We start from the raw sequence: 15,333 nt of genomic DNA on the forward strand, positions 1-15,333 counted from the left end.
AGCACCCCGAGCACGAGGAAGGACCACACGACGGACCATGGCGAACCCATATCTGGCGGAGATCCGCATCATGTCGTTCGTGTTCGCCCCCAAGGGGTGGGCGCTGTGCAACGGCCAGCTCCTCCCGATCAACCAGAACCAGGCGCTGTTCAGCCTGCTCGGCACGACGTACGGCGGTGACGGGCGGGTGAACTTCGCGCTACCCAACCTGCAAGGTCGGGTGCCGATGCACGTCGGCGGCTGGCACACGCTCGGTGAGCGCGGCGGCGAGCAGGGGCACACGCTGACGATCGCCGAGCTGCCGGCCCACACGCACCGGGTGAACGCCGCCTCGGCCGCCACCGGGGGTGTGTCCACGCCGAACGCCAACTACCTGTCGGGGGCCGACAACGCCTACGCCGCCGGCGGTGCGCTCACGTCGATGAGCCCGGACACCGTCACCAACATCGGCGGCAGCCAGGCCCACCTGAACATGCAACCGTTCCTGACGCTGAGCTTCTGCATCGCTCTGCAGGGCGTCTTCCCGAGTCAGACCTGAGGGGGCCGACGAATGGCACAACCGTACGTGGGCGAGATCCGCATCTTCGCCGGCAACTTCCCGCCGTCGGGCTGGGCGTTCTGCAACGGCGACCTGCTCGCGATCTCCGAGTACGACACGTTGTTCAACCTGATCGGCACCACCTACGGCGGCGACGGGCAGGAGACGTTCGCGCTGCCCGACCTGCGAGGCCGGCTCCCGCTGCACCAGGGTGGCGGGTTCATCCCGGGGGAGACCGGCGGAGTCGAGGAGGTGACGCTGACGGTGCAGCAGATCCCGTCCCACAGCCACCCGATGCTCGCCGTCGGCGGGCAGGCGGGGGACCAGGCCAGCCCGGGCGGCAACCTGCCGGCGCAGTCGTTCAACGTGACGCCGTACATCAACGACGCGACCACCGGCAGCTTCCACCCGGGCGCGATCAGCCCGGTCGGGGGCAACCAGCCGCACACCAACATGCAGCCGTACCTGTGCGTCGACTTCATCATCGCCCTGTTCGGGATCTACCCGTCCCCCACCTGAGAGGAGGGTCGCCATGACCGATCCGTTCGTCGCGGAGATCCGGATCTTCCCGTTCAACTTCGCCCCCAAGGGCTGGGCGTGGTGCGACGGCCAGCTGTTGCCGCTGTCGCAGAACACGGCACTGTTCTCGCTGCTCGGCACGACGTACGGCGGCAACGGCAAGTCCAACTTCGCCCTGCCCGACCTGCAGGGCCGAGCACCGATGCATCCCTATCAGGGGCCGGGCCTGTCGTCGCACGACCTCGGCGAGTCCGGGGGCACCGAGACCGTGCAGCTGCTGGAGAGCGAGATCCCGTCGCACAACCACGGCCTGCGTGCAGACGTCGACGACCTCGGCGACACGAACGTCCCGAGTCCCTCCGCGAGCTTCGCCCAGTCCGCGAGCGGGACGATGTACCGCGCGACGGCCGACACCCAGCTCTCGCCCGACGTCCTGGCGCCGGCCGGCGGCGACCAGCCGCACAACAACATGCAGCCCTACCTGACGCTCTACTTCAACATCGCCCTGCAGGGCATCTTCCCGCCGAGGGGCTGAGTCGATGGCTACCTCCGACACCACCCACGCGGTGACGCTGCGCCCGGTCGTCGACGGCGACCGGGAGTTCCTCGTCGACCTCTACGGTTCGACGCGGGAGGAGGAGCTCGCCCAGGTGGCCTGGCCGCCCGGACAGCGGGAGTGGTTCGTCCGCATGCAGTTCGACGCCCAGGACACGGCGTACCGCACCCAGAACCCGGCCGGCGCGTTCGACGTGATCGAGGTCGGCGGACGGCGCGCGGGGAGGCTGTACGTCGACCGCCGCGCGGACGAGATCCGGATCGTCGACATCGCTCTCCTCCCGGAGTTCCGGGGTTCCGGGATCGGCGCCGCGCTGATCGGGAGCCTGCAGGACGAGGCGGCGGCGTCGGGTCGGATGCTGAGCATCCACGTCGAGATCCACAACCGGGCCGCCGTGCTGTACTCCCGCCTCGGCTTCGTGGCCATCTCCGAGCACGGGCTGTACCGGCGCATGGAGTGGAGGGCGTCGTGAGCGACCACGCCGGCGGGCGCTCAGGCGAAGGCCGCCTCGTACTCCATCCCCTCGTCGTCGCGACCGACCGGCACCAAGAACAGGTCGAGGTCGCCCAGCTCGTCGTGGCGTACCCGGTAGGTGCCCTGCGGCAGCGCCGGCGCCTGGGGGCCGCGGAACAGCAACGAGAACTGCTGGCGCCGTCGGCCGTCAGGTCCCGGGCCGCCCGACTCGCTGCCTTCCGTGGCGTCGGCCAGCACCATCGGCAGCGTCCGCGAGCCGTCGCCGACCCCGACCGCGAAGGCCTCACCCACCCGGGGCGCGAACTGCTCGAAGGTCAGCCACTCGAGTTCCGTCACGACCCGATGCTATGCCCGCCCGTCCTCCACGATCGGAGTGCTCCATGACCGAGACCTCACGCCGTGCCGTGCTCCGCGCCGGCGCCCTGGCCGCGGCCGCCGCACCCCTCGTCGCACCCCTCGTCGCACCTGCCGCGGCAGGGGCGGCCACCGCGGCAGGTGCGGACGCCCGGGTGAGCGGCGCCCGGCGTCTCTACACCCGCTCCCGGTTCAGTCCCCTGGTGGGCGCGAGCTTCACCGTCGTCGAGCCTTCCCGGAAGTGGCGGATGCGCCTGGCCGACGTCGGTGACCTGTCCCCGGCCAGCGCCGGCGCGGAGGGTGCCTTCGCCCTGACCTTCTCCTCGGCGACCCCGGGCCCCAGCCAGGGCACGTTCCTGCTCAAGCGCCCGGGGTTCCCGGCCACGACGCTCTTCCTGGTCCCCAGCGACGCGGACCGTCGGACCTTCCAGGCGGTCGTGAACAACCGGTAGTCGTTGGCTAGGTTGAGGGTCATGACCGATGACATCCGTGCCCGCGTCCAGTCCGTCCTCCCCGGGATCCGGAAGGATCTGGAGGACCTGGTGCGGATCGAGTCGGTGAGCGCCGACCCCGAGCGCGCGTCGGAGGTGCAGCGGTCGGCTGAGGCGGTCGCCGAGCTGTTCCGAGCCGAGCGGTTCGACCAGGTCGACATCGTCACCGCCGACGGCGGGGCCCCTGCGGTCATCGCCCACAAGGCCGGTCCCGAGGGCGCGCCGACGGTGCTGCTCTACGCCCACCACGACGTGCAGCCCGAGAACGACCCGGCCGACTGGGACTCCCCGCCGTTCGAGCCCACCGAGCGCGGTGACCGCCTCTACGGCCGCGGCGCCGCCGACGACAAGGCCGGCATCGCCGCGCACCTCGGCGCCCTGCGCGTGTACGGCGACGACCTTCCGGTGAGCGTCACGATGTTCATCGAGGGCGAGGAGGAGATGGGCTCGGAGTCGCTGCCCGCCCTGCTGAAGGAGCACCGCGACCGGCTGCGCGCCGACGTCATCGTGATCGCCGACTCCGGAAACTGGGACATCGGCGTGCCCGCGCTCACCACCAGCCTGCGCGGCCTGGTCCGGGTCGACATCGAGGTCCGCACGCTCACCCACGCCGTCCACTCCGGCATGTGGGGCGGGCTCGTCCCCGACGCCCTGATGGCGCTGTGCCGACTGGTCGCCACCCTCCACGACGACGAGGGCAACGTCGCGATCGAGGGCCTGTACGCCGGTCCCGCGGCCGACGTCGAGTACCCCGAGGCGCGGCTGCGCGCCGAGTCCGGCGCCGCCCCGGGCATCGAGTGGATCGGCAGCGGCTCGACGGTCGAGCGGCTGTGGACCAAGCCGGCGCTGAGCATCACCGGCCTCGACGGCCCCAAGGTCGCCGGCGCCAGCAACACCCTGGTCCCGGCCGCGCGGGCGCGCATCTCGATGCGCACCGCGCCGGGCGACACCACCACCAACGCGCTCGCCTGCCTGGTGCGCCACCTCGAGGCGCACGTCCCGTGGGGCGCCACGCTCACCCACACGGTGGTCGACACCGGTGAGGCGACGCGGATCGACGCCACCGGGCCGGCGTACGACGCCGCGCGCGCGGCGTTCGCCGAGGCCTGGGACGGCACCGCCCCGGTGGACATGGGCGTCGGCGGCTCGATCCCGTTCATCGCAGAGTTCCTCGAGGCGTTCCCCGACGCCAGCGTGCTGGTGACGGGCGTCGAGGACCCCGACACCCGCGCGCACGGCGCCAACGAGGGCTTGCACCTCGCGGAGTTCGAGCGGGTGGTGCTCGCCGAGGCGCTGCTGCTCGGCAAGCTCGGCAGCTGAGCCCGGGCCGATCCTGGGGCTGAGGGACGGTACTGCTCAGGACTCACCCGGACCGTCCGATGTTCAGGGATACGGACAGCACGGTGCTGCCCGCTCTCGGGCTGAGCGAAAGGCCCAGCCATGTCCGCTGGCTCCTGGACCCGCGACCGTTCCGTCGGCACGAAGGTGCTCGCCGCGGTCGCTGTCGGCTTGATCGCGCTCGGCGTGGTCGGCACGTACGGCGTGCTCGCGCTGGGCTCGGTGAGCTCCGACGCGTCGACGCTCTACGAGCGCGGTGTGCGGTCCTACGAGACCCTGGCCGACCTGCGCGACATGGAGGGCGACACCCGCTTCCTGCTGCGCGACTACGTGCGCGCGACCACCGATGCGGACCGCGCATCGTTGCGTGAGGAGATGACTGCCACCGACGACCAGCTGGACGCCGACGTCGCGACGTACCTCCGCATCGGCGGCGACTCCCTGGGCGAGCGCGCGGGCCTGATGAAGGAGTTCGAGAAGCGGCTCGCCGTGCTGCGCGACCTGCGGGACAACCAGTTCGTCCCGGCGGCCGATCGCGGTGACGTCGCCTCGGCCTCGAAGCTCCTCGACACCGACCTCACCACGGCCGACGAGAGCATGGGCGAGCCCATGGACAAGCTCCTCGGCCTGGAGGACGACGCCGACCGGGCCATGCAGGACGAGGCCGTGTCCGGGTTCCACTCCGGGCGCCTGCTCCTGCTCGGGTTCCTGGGCGTCGGTGCGCTGCTGGCGACCGCCCTCGGCTGGTTGGTGGCGCGCCGGATCTCCGGTCGCGTGCGCGACGTCATGGAGGTGCTCGACCGCGTCGCCCACGGTGATCTCACCGGCCGCGTGGAGGTCTCCTCGCAGGACGAGGTCGGCCGGATGGCCGTGTCCCTCAACACCGCGACCGAGACCCTGCGCGACACGGTGGGGCGGCTCGCCGAGAGCGCCGGGTCCGTGTCGCGGTACAGCGACGAGGTCAGCACCGTGTCCCGGGAGATCCAGGACGCCACCCACGAGGTCACCGTGCGCTCGGACAGCATGTCCTCGGCGGCACGGGAGATCAGTGCGAGCGTCCAGGAGGTGTCCGACGGGGCCACCGAGATGGGTGCCTCGATCCGCGAGATCGCCCAGGGCGCCACCGACGCGGCCGGCGTCGCGGCGGAGGCGGTCGAGGCCGCCGCACGCACCAACGCGACCGTGGGACGCCTCGGTGAGTCCTCGGCCGAGATCGGCAGCGTGGTCAAGGTCATCACCTCCATCGCGGAGCAGACCAACCTCCTGGCGCTCAACGCGACCATCGAGGCGGCCCGGGCGGGCGAGGCCGGCAAGGGGTTCGCGGTGGTGGCCAACGAGGTCAAGGAGCTGGCGCAGGAGACCGCGCGGGCGACCCAGGTGATCGCTCAGCAGGTCGAGGCCATCCAGTCGGACAGCGCGAGCGCCGCCACGGCGATCGCCGACGTCGGCGCGGTCATCGCTCGCGTCAACGACCACACGGCCACGATCGCCGCCGCGGTCGAGGAGCAGACCTCGACCACCAACGAGATGGCTCGCTCCGCGAGCGGGGTCGCATCCGGTTCGGCCCACATCGCCGAGGGGATCGCCACGGTCGCGAACGCCGGGGCCGCCACGGCGGATGCCGTCGCCCGCAGCCACCATGCGGCCGAGGAGCTCGCCGGCACCAGCCGTGAGCTGACCGCGCTGGTCCAACGGTTCCGGTTGGGCTGACCCCGCGGGCTCAGCCGGCGGGGAGGAACACCCGGAAGGTGCTGCCCCGGCCGGGCTCGGAGTCGACCTCGATGCGTCCGTGGTGGCGCTCGACCACGCGGCGCACGATCGAGAGCCCGAGGCCGGTGCCGGGCTGGGTGGTCGCCGCGGGGTCGCTGGAGCGGAAGAACTCGTCGAACACGCGAGCCTGATCCTCGGCCGCGATGCCGATGCCGTCGTCGGCGCAGGTGAGCACGGCCTGGTCGCCCACGCACGCGGCCGACAGCACGACTGTGCCGCCCTCGGCGGTGTACTTCAACGCGTTGCCGAGCAGGTTCGTGATGACGTGGTCGAGGTCGCGCGCCTCGGCGAGGGCGAGCACGGGTACGTCGGGCAGCTCGGTGCGCAGGGTGATCCGGCGTCCGCGGGCGACCGCGTCGTTGAGGTCGACGACCTCGGCCACGGCCCGGCCCAGGTCGATGGGCTCGGTCGCCGAGGAGGGGTCCGCCGCCTCGTGCAGCAGCAGCAGGTCGTCGACGACGTGGGAGAGCCGGGTACCACCACGCTCGATCGAGGAGACGCAGGCTCTCGCGGCCGTGCTGAGGCCCGGGTCGGCGGCGAGGATCTCGACGTACCCCAGGATCGCGCTCAGCGGGTTCTTCATCTCGTGGGACACCGTCGCGAGCAGCCGCTCCCTGTAGTCCGCGACCGCCCGGAACTCCTCGACCAGCTCGCGCTCGCGCTCGAGGGTTCGGGCGTTGGCGAGCGCCCGGCCCAGGTCACGGCCGATCTCGAGGGCGGCGGCGGCCTCCTGCTCGCTCCACTCCGCGCCGCCGCGGCCTCGGGCCAGGCCCATCACCCCGAAGCACTCCGGGCCGGCCCCCAGGGGCACGAAGAGCAGCGACTCGATGTCGACGCCGGCGAGGAACTCGATCACCTCGGTGTGCTGCTCGCCCACGAGCACCCCGGGGACGGGCCGCTCGGGGGCGAGCACGGCGACGCACTGGCGCTCCCATGCCCGGGGCGCGTGGGCGGAGACGAGCGCGCGCACGCCGGCGGGCAGGCGCACCGCCGGACCACCGTCGACGTGCACCGGGCCCTCGCACCGTCCGTCGGGTCCGAGCCTCTGGAGCCACAGGGACTCCGCCCGGAACCCCTGGGTGACGGCGCGGCTGCACCCGGCGAGCAGCTCGTCGGGCGACTGGGTGCCGGCCGCGGTCCGGACGACGTCGGCGGCGGCATGAGCCAGGCGGACCTGTTCGGCCAGGCGCTCCCGCTCGAGGGTGGTGACCACTGCCCGGCAGGCCTGGCGGGCGTAGATCTCGAGCATCTCGCGCTGTGCCGGGCCGGGCACCAGGCCGTCGTGGGGCAGCTCCATGCCCAGGGTGCCGAGGAGGGTCCCATCGGCCGCCTCGAGGGGGGCGATCAGCTGGTCCTGGGGGTGCCATCTCCCCGGGGCGACGTCGTCGCGGGGACCCTCGGGGACCCATCCCCACCGGTCCAGGTCGAGGATCAGCCGGTCGTGCGGGATGAACTTCAGCGTGCCCCAGTCCTCGGCGAGCGCGAGCTGCTCGACCATCGGCGCGAGCGGCGCCAGGCTGTCGATCAGGAGCCGGCGGGCCTCCTCCGGCCCGACGAGGACCATGACCTGCAGGTAGCCGTCGTCGCGGACCACGCTGATGCCGACGATGCCGAACCCGGCGATCTCGGCGACGCTCTCGACGATCGCCTGGAGCGCCTCGCGGGACTGCGCGTCCGACCAACGTGAGGCGCGGACCGGGCGCACGAAGTCGGGTGCCCCGGACGGTCCCTGCGGCCCCGAGGGCTTGCTCATCCCTCGATCCTAGTGACCCGGATTTCAAGGTCGGGGCACTGGTGTCGCGTCTCGGAAGTCGTTGAACGATCGGCGTTCTCAGGGTGGGTGCGTCGCCAGGCGCCGGCGCGCTGCCCCGCCTGCTCAGGAGTCGGGGTCGGCGGCGGGCAACCAGACCTGGAACGTGCTCCCACGACCGAGCTCGGACTCGATCTCCAGCTGGCCGCCGTGGCGGTCGACGATGCGCCGCACGATCGCCAGGCCGAGGCCGGTGCCAGGTTGGGCGACCGCCTCGGGGTTGGACGACCGGAAGAACTCGGTCCCGAGCTGCAGCAGGTCGTCGGGGGAGATCCCGAGGCCCTCGTCGGCGACGGTGAGCAGTACGTCGTTGCCCGCGCGCTCGACGGTGATCCGCACGGCGCCGGAGGCGGGGGTGTACTTCACCGCGTTGCTGACCAGGTTGGCGGCGACGCGGTCGAGCTCGTCGTGGTCGCCGAGTGCGAACACCGGCTGATCGGGGAGATCGACGACGACGTCGAGCTGCTTCTGCTCGGCGGCGACCAGGGTGAGGTCGACGACGTCCTCGACGATCCGGGCGAGGTCGACCGGGGCGGCGATCATCGAGTCGTCAGGGTCACCGACCTTGGAGAGCAGCAGCAGGTCGTCGATCACCCGCACCATCCGGCGGGTCCCGCGGTCCATCGCGTTGAGCGAGGTGCGGGTGGTGCCCGAGAAGTCGGGCGAGGACTCGAGCATCTCCAGATGCCCCATCACCGAGGTGAGCGGGTTCTTCAGCTCGTGGGCGACGGTCGCGATCAGCTGGCCCTTGTAGGCGTCCAGCACCTGCAGCTCCTCGACGAGCTCGTGCTCGCGCTCGAAGATCCGGGCGTTGAGGATCGCGCGCCCCAGGTCGTGACCGATGTCCAGGGCCGTGGTCGCCTCGGCCTCGGTCCAGTCGGGGGCGCCGACGGCACGGGTGAGCACGAGGTTGCCCAGGCACTCGGGGCCGGCGCCCAACGGCGTGAACAGCAGCGACTCGACGCCGATCTCGGCCAGGAAGGCGAGCACCAGCTCACCCTGCTCGGCGGTGATCGTCGGCCCGAACTCCCGGTGCGGGGAGACCACGGCCGCTTGCTGCTGCTCCCAGGCCGCACGGGCCGCGGCCTCGGCGATCGAGATCAGCTCGGGGGTGAGGTGGATGTGGCTCCCGTCGGAGGAGTAGATCTCGCCCCGCGCACCGCTGTGGTCGTCGCGGTCGAAGGTCTGCAGCCACATCCCGGCCGCCCGGAACCCATCGACCAGCGCCTCCCGGCTGTCGGCCACGATCCGGTCGAGACTGAGCTGAGCGGTCGCGGTGCGCACGATCCGGCGGGCAGCGTCAGCCATCCGGACCTGCTCGGCGAGCCGCTCGCGCTCCAGCGCCACGAGCACGGCGCGGCGCGCCTGCTCGGCGTACTGGTTGAGCACCGCCCGCTGGCCCGGGCCTGGACGCCGGCCGTCGACCGGCAGGTCGATCGCCAGCGAGCCGCGCAGGTCGCCGTCGTCGTCGTACAGGGGCGCCACCAGCATGTCCAGCGGGTGCCAGGCGTCCTCGGCGTCGTCGATCGGGTCGATGTCGGGGACCCAGCCCCAGTCCTCGCCGGCGTCGGCGTCGAGCCGCTCGTGCGGCACGAACCGCAGCAGGCCCCAGTCGTCGGCCTTGTCGAGCTCGCCGGTGAGCCGGTCGACGGGGGTGCGGCGGCCCTGGAGCTGGACGCGGGCGGCGTCGCTTCCCGCGACCGCCATGACCTCCATCTTGCCGTCCTCGCGCACGGCGCTGATCGCGGCGACCCCGAAGCCGGCGAGCTGGGTGACCCCCTCGGCGATCAGCTGGAGTGCGTCTCGCGACGGCGCGTCCGACCAGCTCGCCGCTGGGCTGCTGACGGGGGGCTGCTGGGGGGTCTCCCGAGACAATGGATCCTCGTGTCGGTCAATAGGTCTGATCGGCCATGCTACGGGTGCTCGAGAGCGCCGATGCCCGTTTCGGACCGACAACGACGAGACATCGAATGGGACACGGTGCATGCGAGCCCTAGACTTCCCCATGTGCCCTTCGAGAGCAGCCCCCGCAAGGGTGGAGACGGCAGGCTGACGGCGGCGCTAGACCCCCATGAGCGGGGTCCCCAGGACGCCTGCGGCGTGTTCGGCGTCTGGGCGCCGGGCGAGGATGTCGCCAAGCTCACCTACTTCGGGCTCTACGCGCTCCAGCACCGGGGCCAGGAGTCCGCCGGCATCGCGGTCAGCAACGGCCGGCAGATCCTCGTCTACAAGGACATGGGGCTGGTCTCCCAAGTGTTCGACGAGACCACGCTCGCCTCGCTCAACGGCCACCTCGCGATCGGCCACTGCCGCTACTCCACGACCGGTGCGAGCACCTGGCAGAACGCGCAGCCGACGTTCCGGCCCACCGCCGACGGCTCGATCGCGCTGGGTCACAACGGCAACCTGATCAACACCCACGACCTGGCCCAGATGGTCGTCGACCTGCCGGGTCCCGACGACGAGCTCGAGCTGCACACCCGGCCGACCGAGCCCTCGACCAACGACACGGGCCTGGTCACCGCCCTGCTCGCCCACCACCCGGACACCTCGCTGGAGCAGCGCGCCCTCGAGGTGCTGCCCCAGCTCGAGGGCGCGTTCTGCTTCGTGTGGATGAACGAGAACACCCTGTACGCCGCGCGCGACCCGCAGGGCATCCGCCCGCTCGTGCTCGGTCGCCTCGAGCGCGGCTGGGTGGTGGCCAGCGAGGACGCGGCGCTCGCCACGATCGGCGCGAGCGTGGTGCGCGAGGTCGAGCCCGGCGAGATGATCGTGATCGACGAGAACGGCCTGCGCTCCCACCGGTTCGCCCCGGCCGCTCCCAAGGGCTGCGTGTTCGAGTACGTCTACCTCGCACGCCCCGACGCCACGATCAGCGGGCGCAGCGTCCACGAGTCGCGCGTCGAGATGGGCCGCCAGCTCGCCCGGGAGTACCCCGTCGATGCCGACCTGGTGATCCCGGTGCCCGAGTCCGGCACCCCCGCCGCGGCCGGCTACGCCGAGGAGAGCGGCATCCCGTTCGGCCAGGGCTTCGTCAAGAACGCCTACGTCGGACGCACGTTCATCCAGCCCAGCCAGACCCTGCGCCAGCTCGGCATCCGGCTCAAGCTGAACGCGCTCGAGCACATGATCCGTGGCAAGCGGATCGTGGTGGTCGACGACTCGATCGTGCGCGGCAACACCCAGCGCGCCCAGGTCCGGATGCTGCGCGAGGCAGGGGCGCTCGAGGTGCACGTGCGGATCTCGAGCCCGCCGGTGAAGTGGCCGTGCTTCTACGGCATCGACTTCGCCACCCGCGCGGAGCTGATCGCCAACGGCCTGACCCCCGAGGAGATCGCCGCCAGCATCGGCGCCGACAGCCTCGGCTACATCTCGCTGGAGGGCATGGTCGACTCGACCGGGCAGACGCCCGAGCGGCTCTGCCAGGCGTGCTTCACCGGTGAGTACCCGATCGCGCTGCCCGACGAGAGTCTGCTCGGCAAGCACCTGCTGGAGTCCTCGATCCAGGCGCCGACGTACGGCAAGTCGCTGCCCGTCCTGAACAACCCCTGATGCCCGACACCGACCAGGAGCCGTCGTGAGCGAGCCCAACGCGTACGCCGAGGCCGGCGTCAACATCCAGGCCGCCGACACGGCGATCGAGCTGATGAAGGGCTGGATCGACAAGGCCCGCCGGCCCGAGATGATCGGCGGGCTGGGGGGCTTCGCCGGGCTGTTCGACGCCTCGGCCCTGACCCGCTACACCCGCCCGCTGCTGGCGACCTCGACCGACGGCGTCGGCACCAAGGTCGCGATCGCCCAGGCGATGGACGTCCACGACACGATCGGCTTCGACCTGGTCGGCATGGTCGTCGACGACCTCGTGGTGTGTGGCGCCGAGCCGCTGTTCATGACCGACTACATCGCCACCGGCCGGGTCGTCCCGGAGAAGATCGCCTCGATCGTCAAGGGCATCGCCGAGGGCTGCGTGCTGGCCGGCTGCGCGCTCATCGGCGGCGAGACCGCCGAGCACCCGGGGCTGCTCGGGCCGGACGACTACGACGTGGCGGGCGCGACGACCGGCGTGGTGGAGGCCGACAAGCTGCTCGGACCCGGCCGGGTGCGTCCCGGTGACGTGGTGATCGCGATGGAGGCCTCCGGGCTGCACTCCAACGGCTACTCCCTGGTGCGCCACGTGCTGCTCGAGAAGGGTGGGCTGCCGCTCGAGGGCCACCTCGACGACCTCGGCCGCACCCTGGGTGAGGAGCTCCTCGAGCCGACCCGGATCTACGCCAAGGCCTGCCTGGCCCTCGCTGACCGCACCCGCACTCACGCGATGTCGCACATCACCGGCGGCGGCCTGGCCGCCAACCTCGAGCGCGTCCTGCCCGTCGAGCTGACCGTGACGATCGAGCGCCGCACCTGGACGCCCGCGCCCGTCTTCGACCTGGTCCGCCGGGTCGGCGGCGTCTCCCAGCCCGACCTGGAGGCCACGCTGAACTGCGGGGTCGGGATGGTCGCTCTGACCCACCCCGAGGACGTCGACGCCGCGATCGCGGTCCTCGGCGAGCACGGCGTACGCGCCTGGACCGCCGGCGAGGTGACCGTCGCGGACGCCGGCGACCCCGCTCGTGGCGGGCGCGTCGAGCTCGTCGGGCAGCACCCCGGCTGGTGAGATCCGGGCCGGTTCACGGTCCCGAGGGTCCAAAACACCGAACGGATGTGCGGGAACAGCCGCCCAGCAGGTAGCGTTGGCTCCACGAGAAATCTTTGAGACAGCCCGGGTGCCACGTGCCCCCGGCCGAGCGTGCGAGGGGGCTGACCCTATGGGGCGCGGCCGAGCGAAAGCCAAGCAGACGAAGGTCGCCCGCGACCTGAAGTACCGCACTCACGAGACGGACTTCGGGGCCCTGGCCAACGAGCTGCACGGGCGAAGCGACGACGACGACACCGACCAGGTCGAGCCTGAGGTGCTCGAGAAGTGGTCGGACTACACCGGTCCCGCGCGGGACTGAACCTCGCCGACTCGGCTCACCCTCCCGCCGCAGCCCCCCCACCTCAGGTGGCGGGCAGCCACATCCCGCGCAGCCGGCTGACCTCGCGCATCCGCTGCTCGGCGAGCCGGTCGGCGGCGATGGCGGGCGGTACGCCGTCGGACGCGGCGCGCTCGAAGACGCTGAGCGTGGTGTCGAAGATGCCGGTGGCGCGCTGGTGGGCGCGCTCGAAGGAGAACCCCTCGAGCTCGTCGGCGACCTGGATCAGGCCGCCGGAGTTCACGCAGTAGTCGGGGGCGTAGAGGATGCCGCGCTCCTCGAGTGCCTTCTCGATGCCGGGGTGGGCGAGCTGGTTGTTGGCCGCACCGCACACGATGCGCGCCGAGAGCACCTCGACGACCTCGTCGTCCAGCGCACCGCCGAGCGCGCACGGCGCGTAGACGTCGAGCTTCGAGGCGACCAGCTCCTCGGTCGACGCGACCACGCGCACCGACGGGTGCTCCGCGCGGACCCGCTCCACCGACGCGGCATCCACGTCGGTCACCACGACCGAAGCGCCGTCCTCGAGCAGGTGTCGCACGAGGTGGTGGCCGACCTTGCCGACGCCGGCGACACCGACGACGCGGCCCTCGAGCGACGCGGCACCCCACGCGACGCTCGCGGCCGCGCGCATCCCCTGGAACACGCCGTACGCCGTGAGCACCGAGCTGTCACCGGCGCCGCCGTGCGCCACGGTCCGCCCGGTCACGAACGAGCACTCCCGGGCGATCACGTCCATGTCGGGGGAGTACGTCCCGACGTCGCAGGCGGTGTAGTAGCGACCGCCCAGGGACTGGACGTGCCGTCCGTAGGCCCGCAGCAGCGGCTCGGACTTCGCGGTGGTCGGGTCGCCGATGATCACGGCCTTGCCGCCGCCCAGGTCCAGTCCCGCGAGCGCGGCCTTGTAGGACATGCCGCGGGAGAGGTTCAAGACGTCGCGAACCGCGTCGGCGGTCGAGGCGTAGGGGTAGAAGCGGGTGCCGCCGAGGGCCGGGCCCAGCGCCGTGGAGTGGATCGCGACGATCGCCCTCAGGCCGGTGGCGGGGTCACTCGCGAAGACGACCTGCTCGTGCTCGGCGCCCAGCTCGAAGACATCGACGGGCGCGCCGGGGGAGGTGGCGGGTGCAGACATGGATGGTGCCCACTTTCGGTTCGGCCACGGGGGTGGTGTGGCACGGTCAGACGCTGGCAGGGAGACGCGGCAGGGGTGGCGCCGTGTCCTGTCTCACACCGTAGCCCGATCAGCCCGGCGGTGGGATCGTCCGGCTGAACACAACGTCGCCGTGGGTTCCGTAGCCGGGCACCGGCCCGCCCGTCGCCCGCCCGTTGAAGCCGACCAGCAGCCAAGAGTCACCGAGCGGCACCAACGTCGGCCACGGGATGTTGGTGGGGTACGGCGCCTCCAGTGCGCCGGTCTCGCCCATCGCGAGGTCGAACACGGGGTAGCGCTTGGCCCGCTTGTCGCTGGCCAGCACCTGCCAGGCGCCGTCGAGCCGGGCCACCGTGGTGCCCTCGGCCTGCGTCAGCCCGGTGGCCGCGCCCTGCAGGGTCAGGTCGTGCAGCGACGGCCCGGCCGCGAGCGCGGGGTGGAACCGGAAGTACGCGGTCGCGCTCACGAACCCGACCAGCCACCCGTCGCCCGTGCGTGCGAGGTGCGGGTCCCACACGCCGACGGACCGCAGCCCCTCGACCGGCAGCGGCAGCGGCGCGGTGTCGAGCAGGTGCACGCCGCTGAGCAGGTCGGCGGTGGTCCGGGCCAGCGTCACCCCGACCGCGGGCCGGCGCCGGTCGAAGTCGCCCCAGGTGCTGGTCGCGACCAGCCACGCGTCACCGTCGCGCAGCACGTGGGTGGCGTGGTCGCCGTACGCACCGGGTCGGTCGGGCCGCCGGAAGAACACGTCGGAGAGGTGCGTCAGGCCCAGGGTGTGCGGGTCGAGCTGCCACAACGACGTGTGGGCGGTGTCGAAGAACCCGGGTCCGGCGCTGGTCGCGGACAGCACCACCCGCCCGTCGGGGCCGGCCTCGACGAGGCGTACGTCGCGCAGCCCCAGCTGGCCGAACCGGCCGGCGACGGGTGCGTCGCTGTCCAGGCCGGCGAGCCAGCCCTCGTCGCGGGTGTCGATCCGCTCGCGGAGGTCGACCCGGCCGTGGACCGTCCACGGACCCGGGCCGCGGGTCAGCACGCTCAGGTGGGTCCCGGTGAGGGTGAGGCCGAGCTCGCGGACCGGGCCGACGGCGCGGGCGTGGCGCCGCGACCGGTGCCGGGTCGTGGTCCCGCCGGTGGTGACCTCCAGCCACGCCGCCGTGCCGTCGCAGCGGGCGACCAACCGGTCGGTGCCCGAGGCCAGCTCCAGTGTCGGCCCCGGGCCGGTGAGGGCGGCGTACGGCGCGAGCACCTCGCGCAGCGTCGAGCCCGGGACCACCAGGTCCACCGGGCGGCGGCGCCCGGCCACCACGAAGCGGGGGAGCAC

The 15,333-nt window shown here is 72.3% G+C and carries 15 protein-coding genes; 10 read left to right on the top strand and 5 right to left on the bottom strand.

All coding sequences use genetic code 11. The annotated features are described in order from the left end of the window. Window positions 1-37 precede the first annotated feature (37 nt). Genes AC3ANS_RS01520 through AC3ANS_RS01535 form a run of 4 tightly spaced genes read left to right on the top strand, consistent with a single transcriptional unit; the run spans window position 38 to window position 2,085 of the window. The gene (locus tag AC3ANS_RS01520) at window positions 38-538 is read left to right on the top strand and encodes a phage tail protein (protein ID WP_488294416.1); all 501 of its coding nucleotides are present in this window, start codon (window positions 38-40) and stop codon (window positions 536-538) included. A 12-nt stretch (window positions 539-550) separates the two neighbouring features. Beyond that, window positions 551-1,057: a phage tail protein gene (locus tag AC3ANS_RS01525; protein WP_488294417.1), complete on the top strand. Its 507-nt coding sequence runs from the start codon at window positions 551-553 to the stop codon at window positions 1,055-1,057. A gap of 13 nt (window positions 1,058-1,070) precedes the next feature. Next, complete coding sequence (locus AC3ANS_RS01530) at window positions 1,071-1,592, top strand: phage tail protein (protein ID WP_488294418.1); 522 nt, start codon at window positions 1,071-1,073, stop codon at window positions 1,590-1,592. Window positions 1,593-1,596: 4 nt separating this feature from the next. Beyond that, a complete protein-coding gene (locus tag AC3ANS_RS01535) occupies window positions 1,597-2,085 on the top strand; it encodes a GNAT family N-acetyltransferase (RefSeq protein WP_488294419.1) in 489 nt (162 codons plus the stop codon). A gap of 20 nt (window positions 2,086-2,105) precedes the next feature. Here the strand turns inward: AC3ANS_RS01535 and AC3ANS_RS01540 are convergent, their stop codons facing one another. Continuing rightward, window positions 2,106-2,423 (bottom strand): DUF6916 family protein, encoded by a 318-nt coding sequence (locus tag AC3ANS_RS01540; RefSeq protein WP_488294420.1) that lies wholly within the window; start codon window positions 2,421-2,423, stop codon window positions 2,106-2,108. A 44-nt stretch (window positions 2,424-2,467) separates the two neighbouring features. Between AC3ANS_RS01540 and AC3ANS_RS01545 the strand changes: the two genes are divergently transcribed. From AC3ANS_RS01545 to AC3ANS_RS01555, 3 genes are all read left to right on the top strand, one after another. Next, the gene (locus AC3ANS_RS01545; RefSeq protein ID WP_488294421.1) at window positions 2,468-2,893 is read left to right on the top strand and encodes a DUF6916 family protein; all 426 of its coding nucleotides are present in this window, start codon (window positions 2,468-2,470) and stop codon (window positions 2,891-2,893) included. Between the two features lie 21 nt (window positions 2,894-2,914). Beyond that, window positions 2,915-4,252 (top strand): M20/M25/M40 family metallo-hydrolase, encoded by a 1,338-nt coding sequence (locus tag AC3ANS_RS01550; RefSeq protein ID WP_488294422.1) that lies wholly within the window; start codon window positions 2,915-2,917, stop codon window positions 4,250-4,252. A 120-nt stretch (window positions 4,253-4,372) separates the two neighbouring features. Beyond that, window positions 4,373-5,980 (top strand): methyl-accepting chemotaxis protein, encoded by a 1,608-nt coding sequence (locus tag AC3ANS_RS01555; protein ID WP_488294423.1) that lies wholly within the window; start codon window positions 4,373-4,375, stop codon window positions 5,978-5,980. A gap of 10 nt (window positions 5,981-5,990) precedes the next feature. Here the strand turns inward: AC3ANS_RS01555 and AC3ANS_RS01560 are convergent, their stop codons facing one another. Further along, window positions 5,991-7,793 carry a sensor histidine kinase gene (locus AC3ANS_RS01560; protein ID WP_488294424.1) on the bottom strand — a complete coding sequence of 601 codons (1,803 nt, stop codon included), beginning with the start codon at window positions 7,791-7,793 and terminating at the stop codon, window positions 5,991-5,993. Between the two features lie 123 nt (window positions 7,794-7,916). After that, window positions 7,917-9,725 carry a sensor histidine kinase gene (locus AC3ANS_RS01565; protein ID WP_488294425.1) on the bottom strand — a complete coding sequence of 603 codons (1,809 nt, stop codon included), beginning with the start codon at window positions 9,723-9,725 and terminating at the stop codon, window positions 7,917-7,919. A gap of 174 nt (window positions 9,726-9,899) precedes the next feature. Here AC3ANS_RS01565 and purF point away from each other — a divergent pair, with 174 nt between their 5' ends. The 3 genes from purF (at window position 9,900) to AC3ANS_RS01580 (ending at window position 12,844) form a co-directional block, all read left to right on the top strand. Next, the gene (gene purF / locus AC3ANS_RS01570; protein ID WP_488296578.1) at window positions 9,900-11,402 is read left to right on the top strand and encodes an amidophosphoribosyltransferase; all 1,503 of its coding nucleotides are present in this window, start codon (window positions 9,900-9,902) and stop codon (window positions 11,400-11,402) included. A 25-nt stretch (window positions 11,403-11,427) separates the two neighbouring features. Then, window positions 11,428-12,504 (top strand): phosphoribosylformylglycinamidine cyclo-ligase, encoded by a 1,077-nt coding sequence (gene purM / locus AC3ANS_RS01575; protein ID WP_488294426.1) that lies wholly within the window; start codon window positions 11,428-11,430, stop codon window positions 12,502-12,504. A 151-nt stretch (window positions 12,505-12,655) separates the two neighbouring features. Then, window positions 12,656-12,844: a DUF3073 domain-containing protein gene (locus AC3ANS_RS01580; protein WP_284535073.1), complete on the top strand. Its 189-nt coding sequence runs from the start codon at window positions 12,656-12,658 to the stop codon at window positions 12,842-12,844. A 43-nt stretch (window positions 12,845-12,887) separates the two neighbouring features. On the opposite strand, the gene AC3ANS_RS01585 is transcribed toward AC3ANS_RS01580, so the two are convergent. Then, window positions 12,888-13,994, bottom strand: a complete 1,107-nt coding sequence (locus AC3ANS_RS01585; protein WP_488294427.1) for a Glu/Leu/Phe/Val family dehydrogenase — start codon at window positions 13,992-13,994, stop codon at window positions 12,888-12,890. Between the two features lie 109 nt (window positions 13,995-14,103). Next, a complete protein-coding gene (locus tag AC3ANS_RS01590) occupies window positions 14,104-15,333 on the bottom strand; it encodes a hypothetical protein (protein ID WP_488294428.1) in 1,230 nt (409 codons plus the stop codon).

This window comes from Nocardia sp. 149-1B, from assembly GCF_057747975.1.

Coding starts and splice junctions, on each gene's coding strand:
- AC3ANS_RS01530 (WP_488294418.1), top strand. CDS start 1,071: ATGACCGATCCGTTCGTCGCGGAGATCCGGATCTTCCCGTTCAACTTC.
- AC3ANS_RS01580 (WP_284535073.1), top strand. CDS start 12,656: ATGGGGCGCGGCCGAGCGAAAGCCAAGCAGACGAAGGTCGCCCGCGAC.
- AC3ANS_RS01585 (WP_488294427.1), bottom strand. CDS start 13,994: ATGTCTGCACCCGCCACCTCCCCCGGCGCGCCCGTCGATGTCTTCGAG.
- AC3ANS_RS01520 (WP_488294416.1), top strand. CDS start 38: ATGGCGAACCCATATCTGGCGGAGATCCGCATCATGTCGTTCGTGTTC.
- AC3ANS_RS01550 (WP_488294422.1), top strand. CDS start 2,915: ATGACCGATGACATCCGTGCCCGCGTCCAGTCCGTCCTCCCCGGGATC.
- AC3ANS_RS01535 (WP_488294419.1), top strand. CDS start 1,597: ATGGCTACCTCCGACACCACCCACGCGGTGACGCTGCGCCCGGTCGTC.
- AC3ANS_RS01560 (WP_488294424.1), bottom strand. CDS start 7,793: ATGAGCAAGCCCTCGGGGCCGCAGGGACCGTCCGGGGCACCCGACTTC.
- AC3ANS_RS01545 (WP_488294421.1), top strand. CDS start 2,468: ATGACCGAGACCTCACGCCGTGCCGTGCTCCGCGCCGGCGCCCTGGCC.
- AC3ANS_RS01555 (WP_488294423.1), top strand. CDS start 4,373: ATGTCCGCTGGCTCCTGGACCCGCGACCGTTCCGTCGGCACGAAGGTG.
- AC3ANS_RS01525 (WP_488294417.1), top strand. CDS start 551: ATGGCACAACCGTACGTGGGCGAGATCCGCATCTTCGCCGGCAACTTC.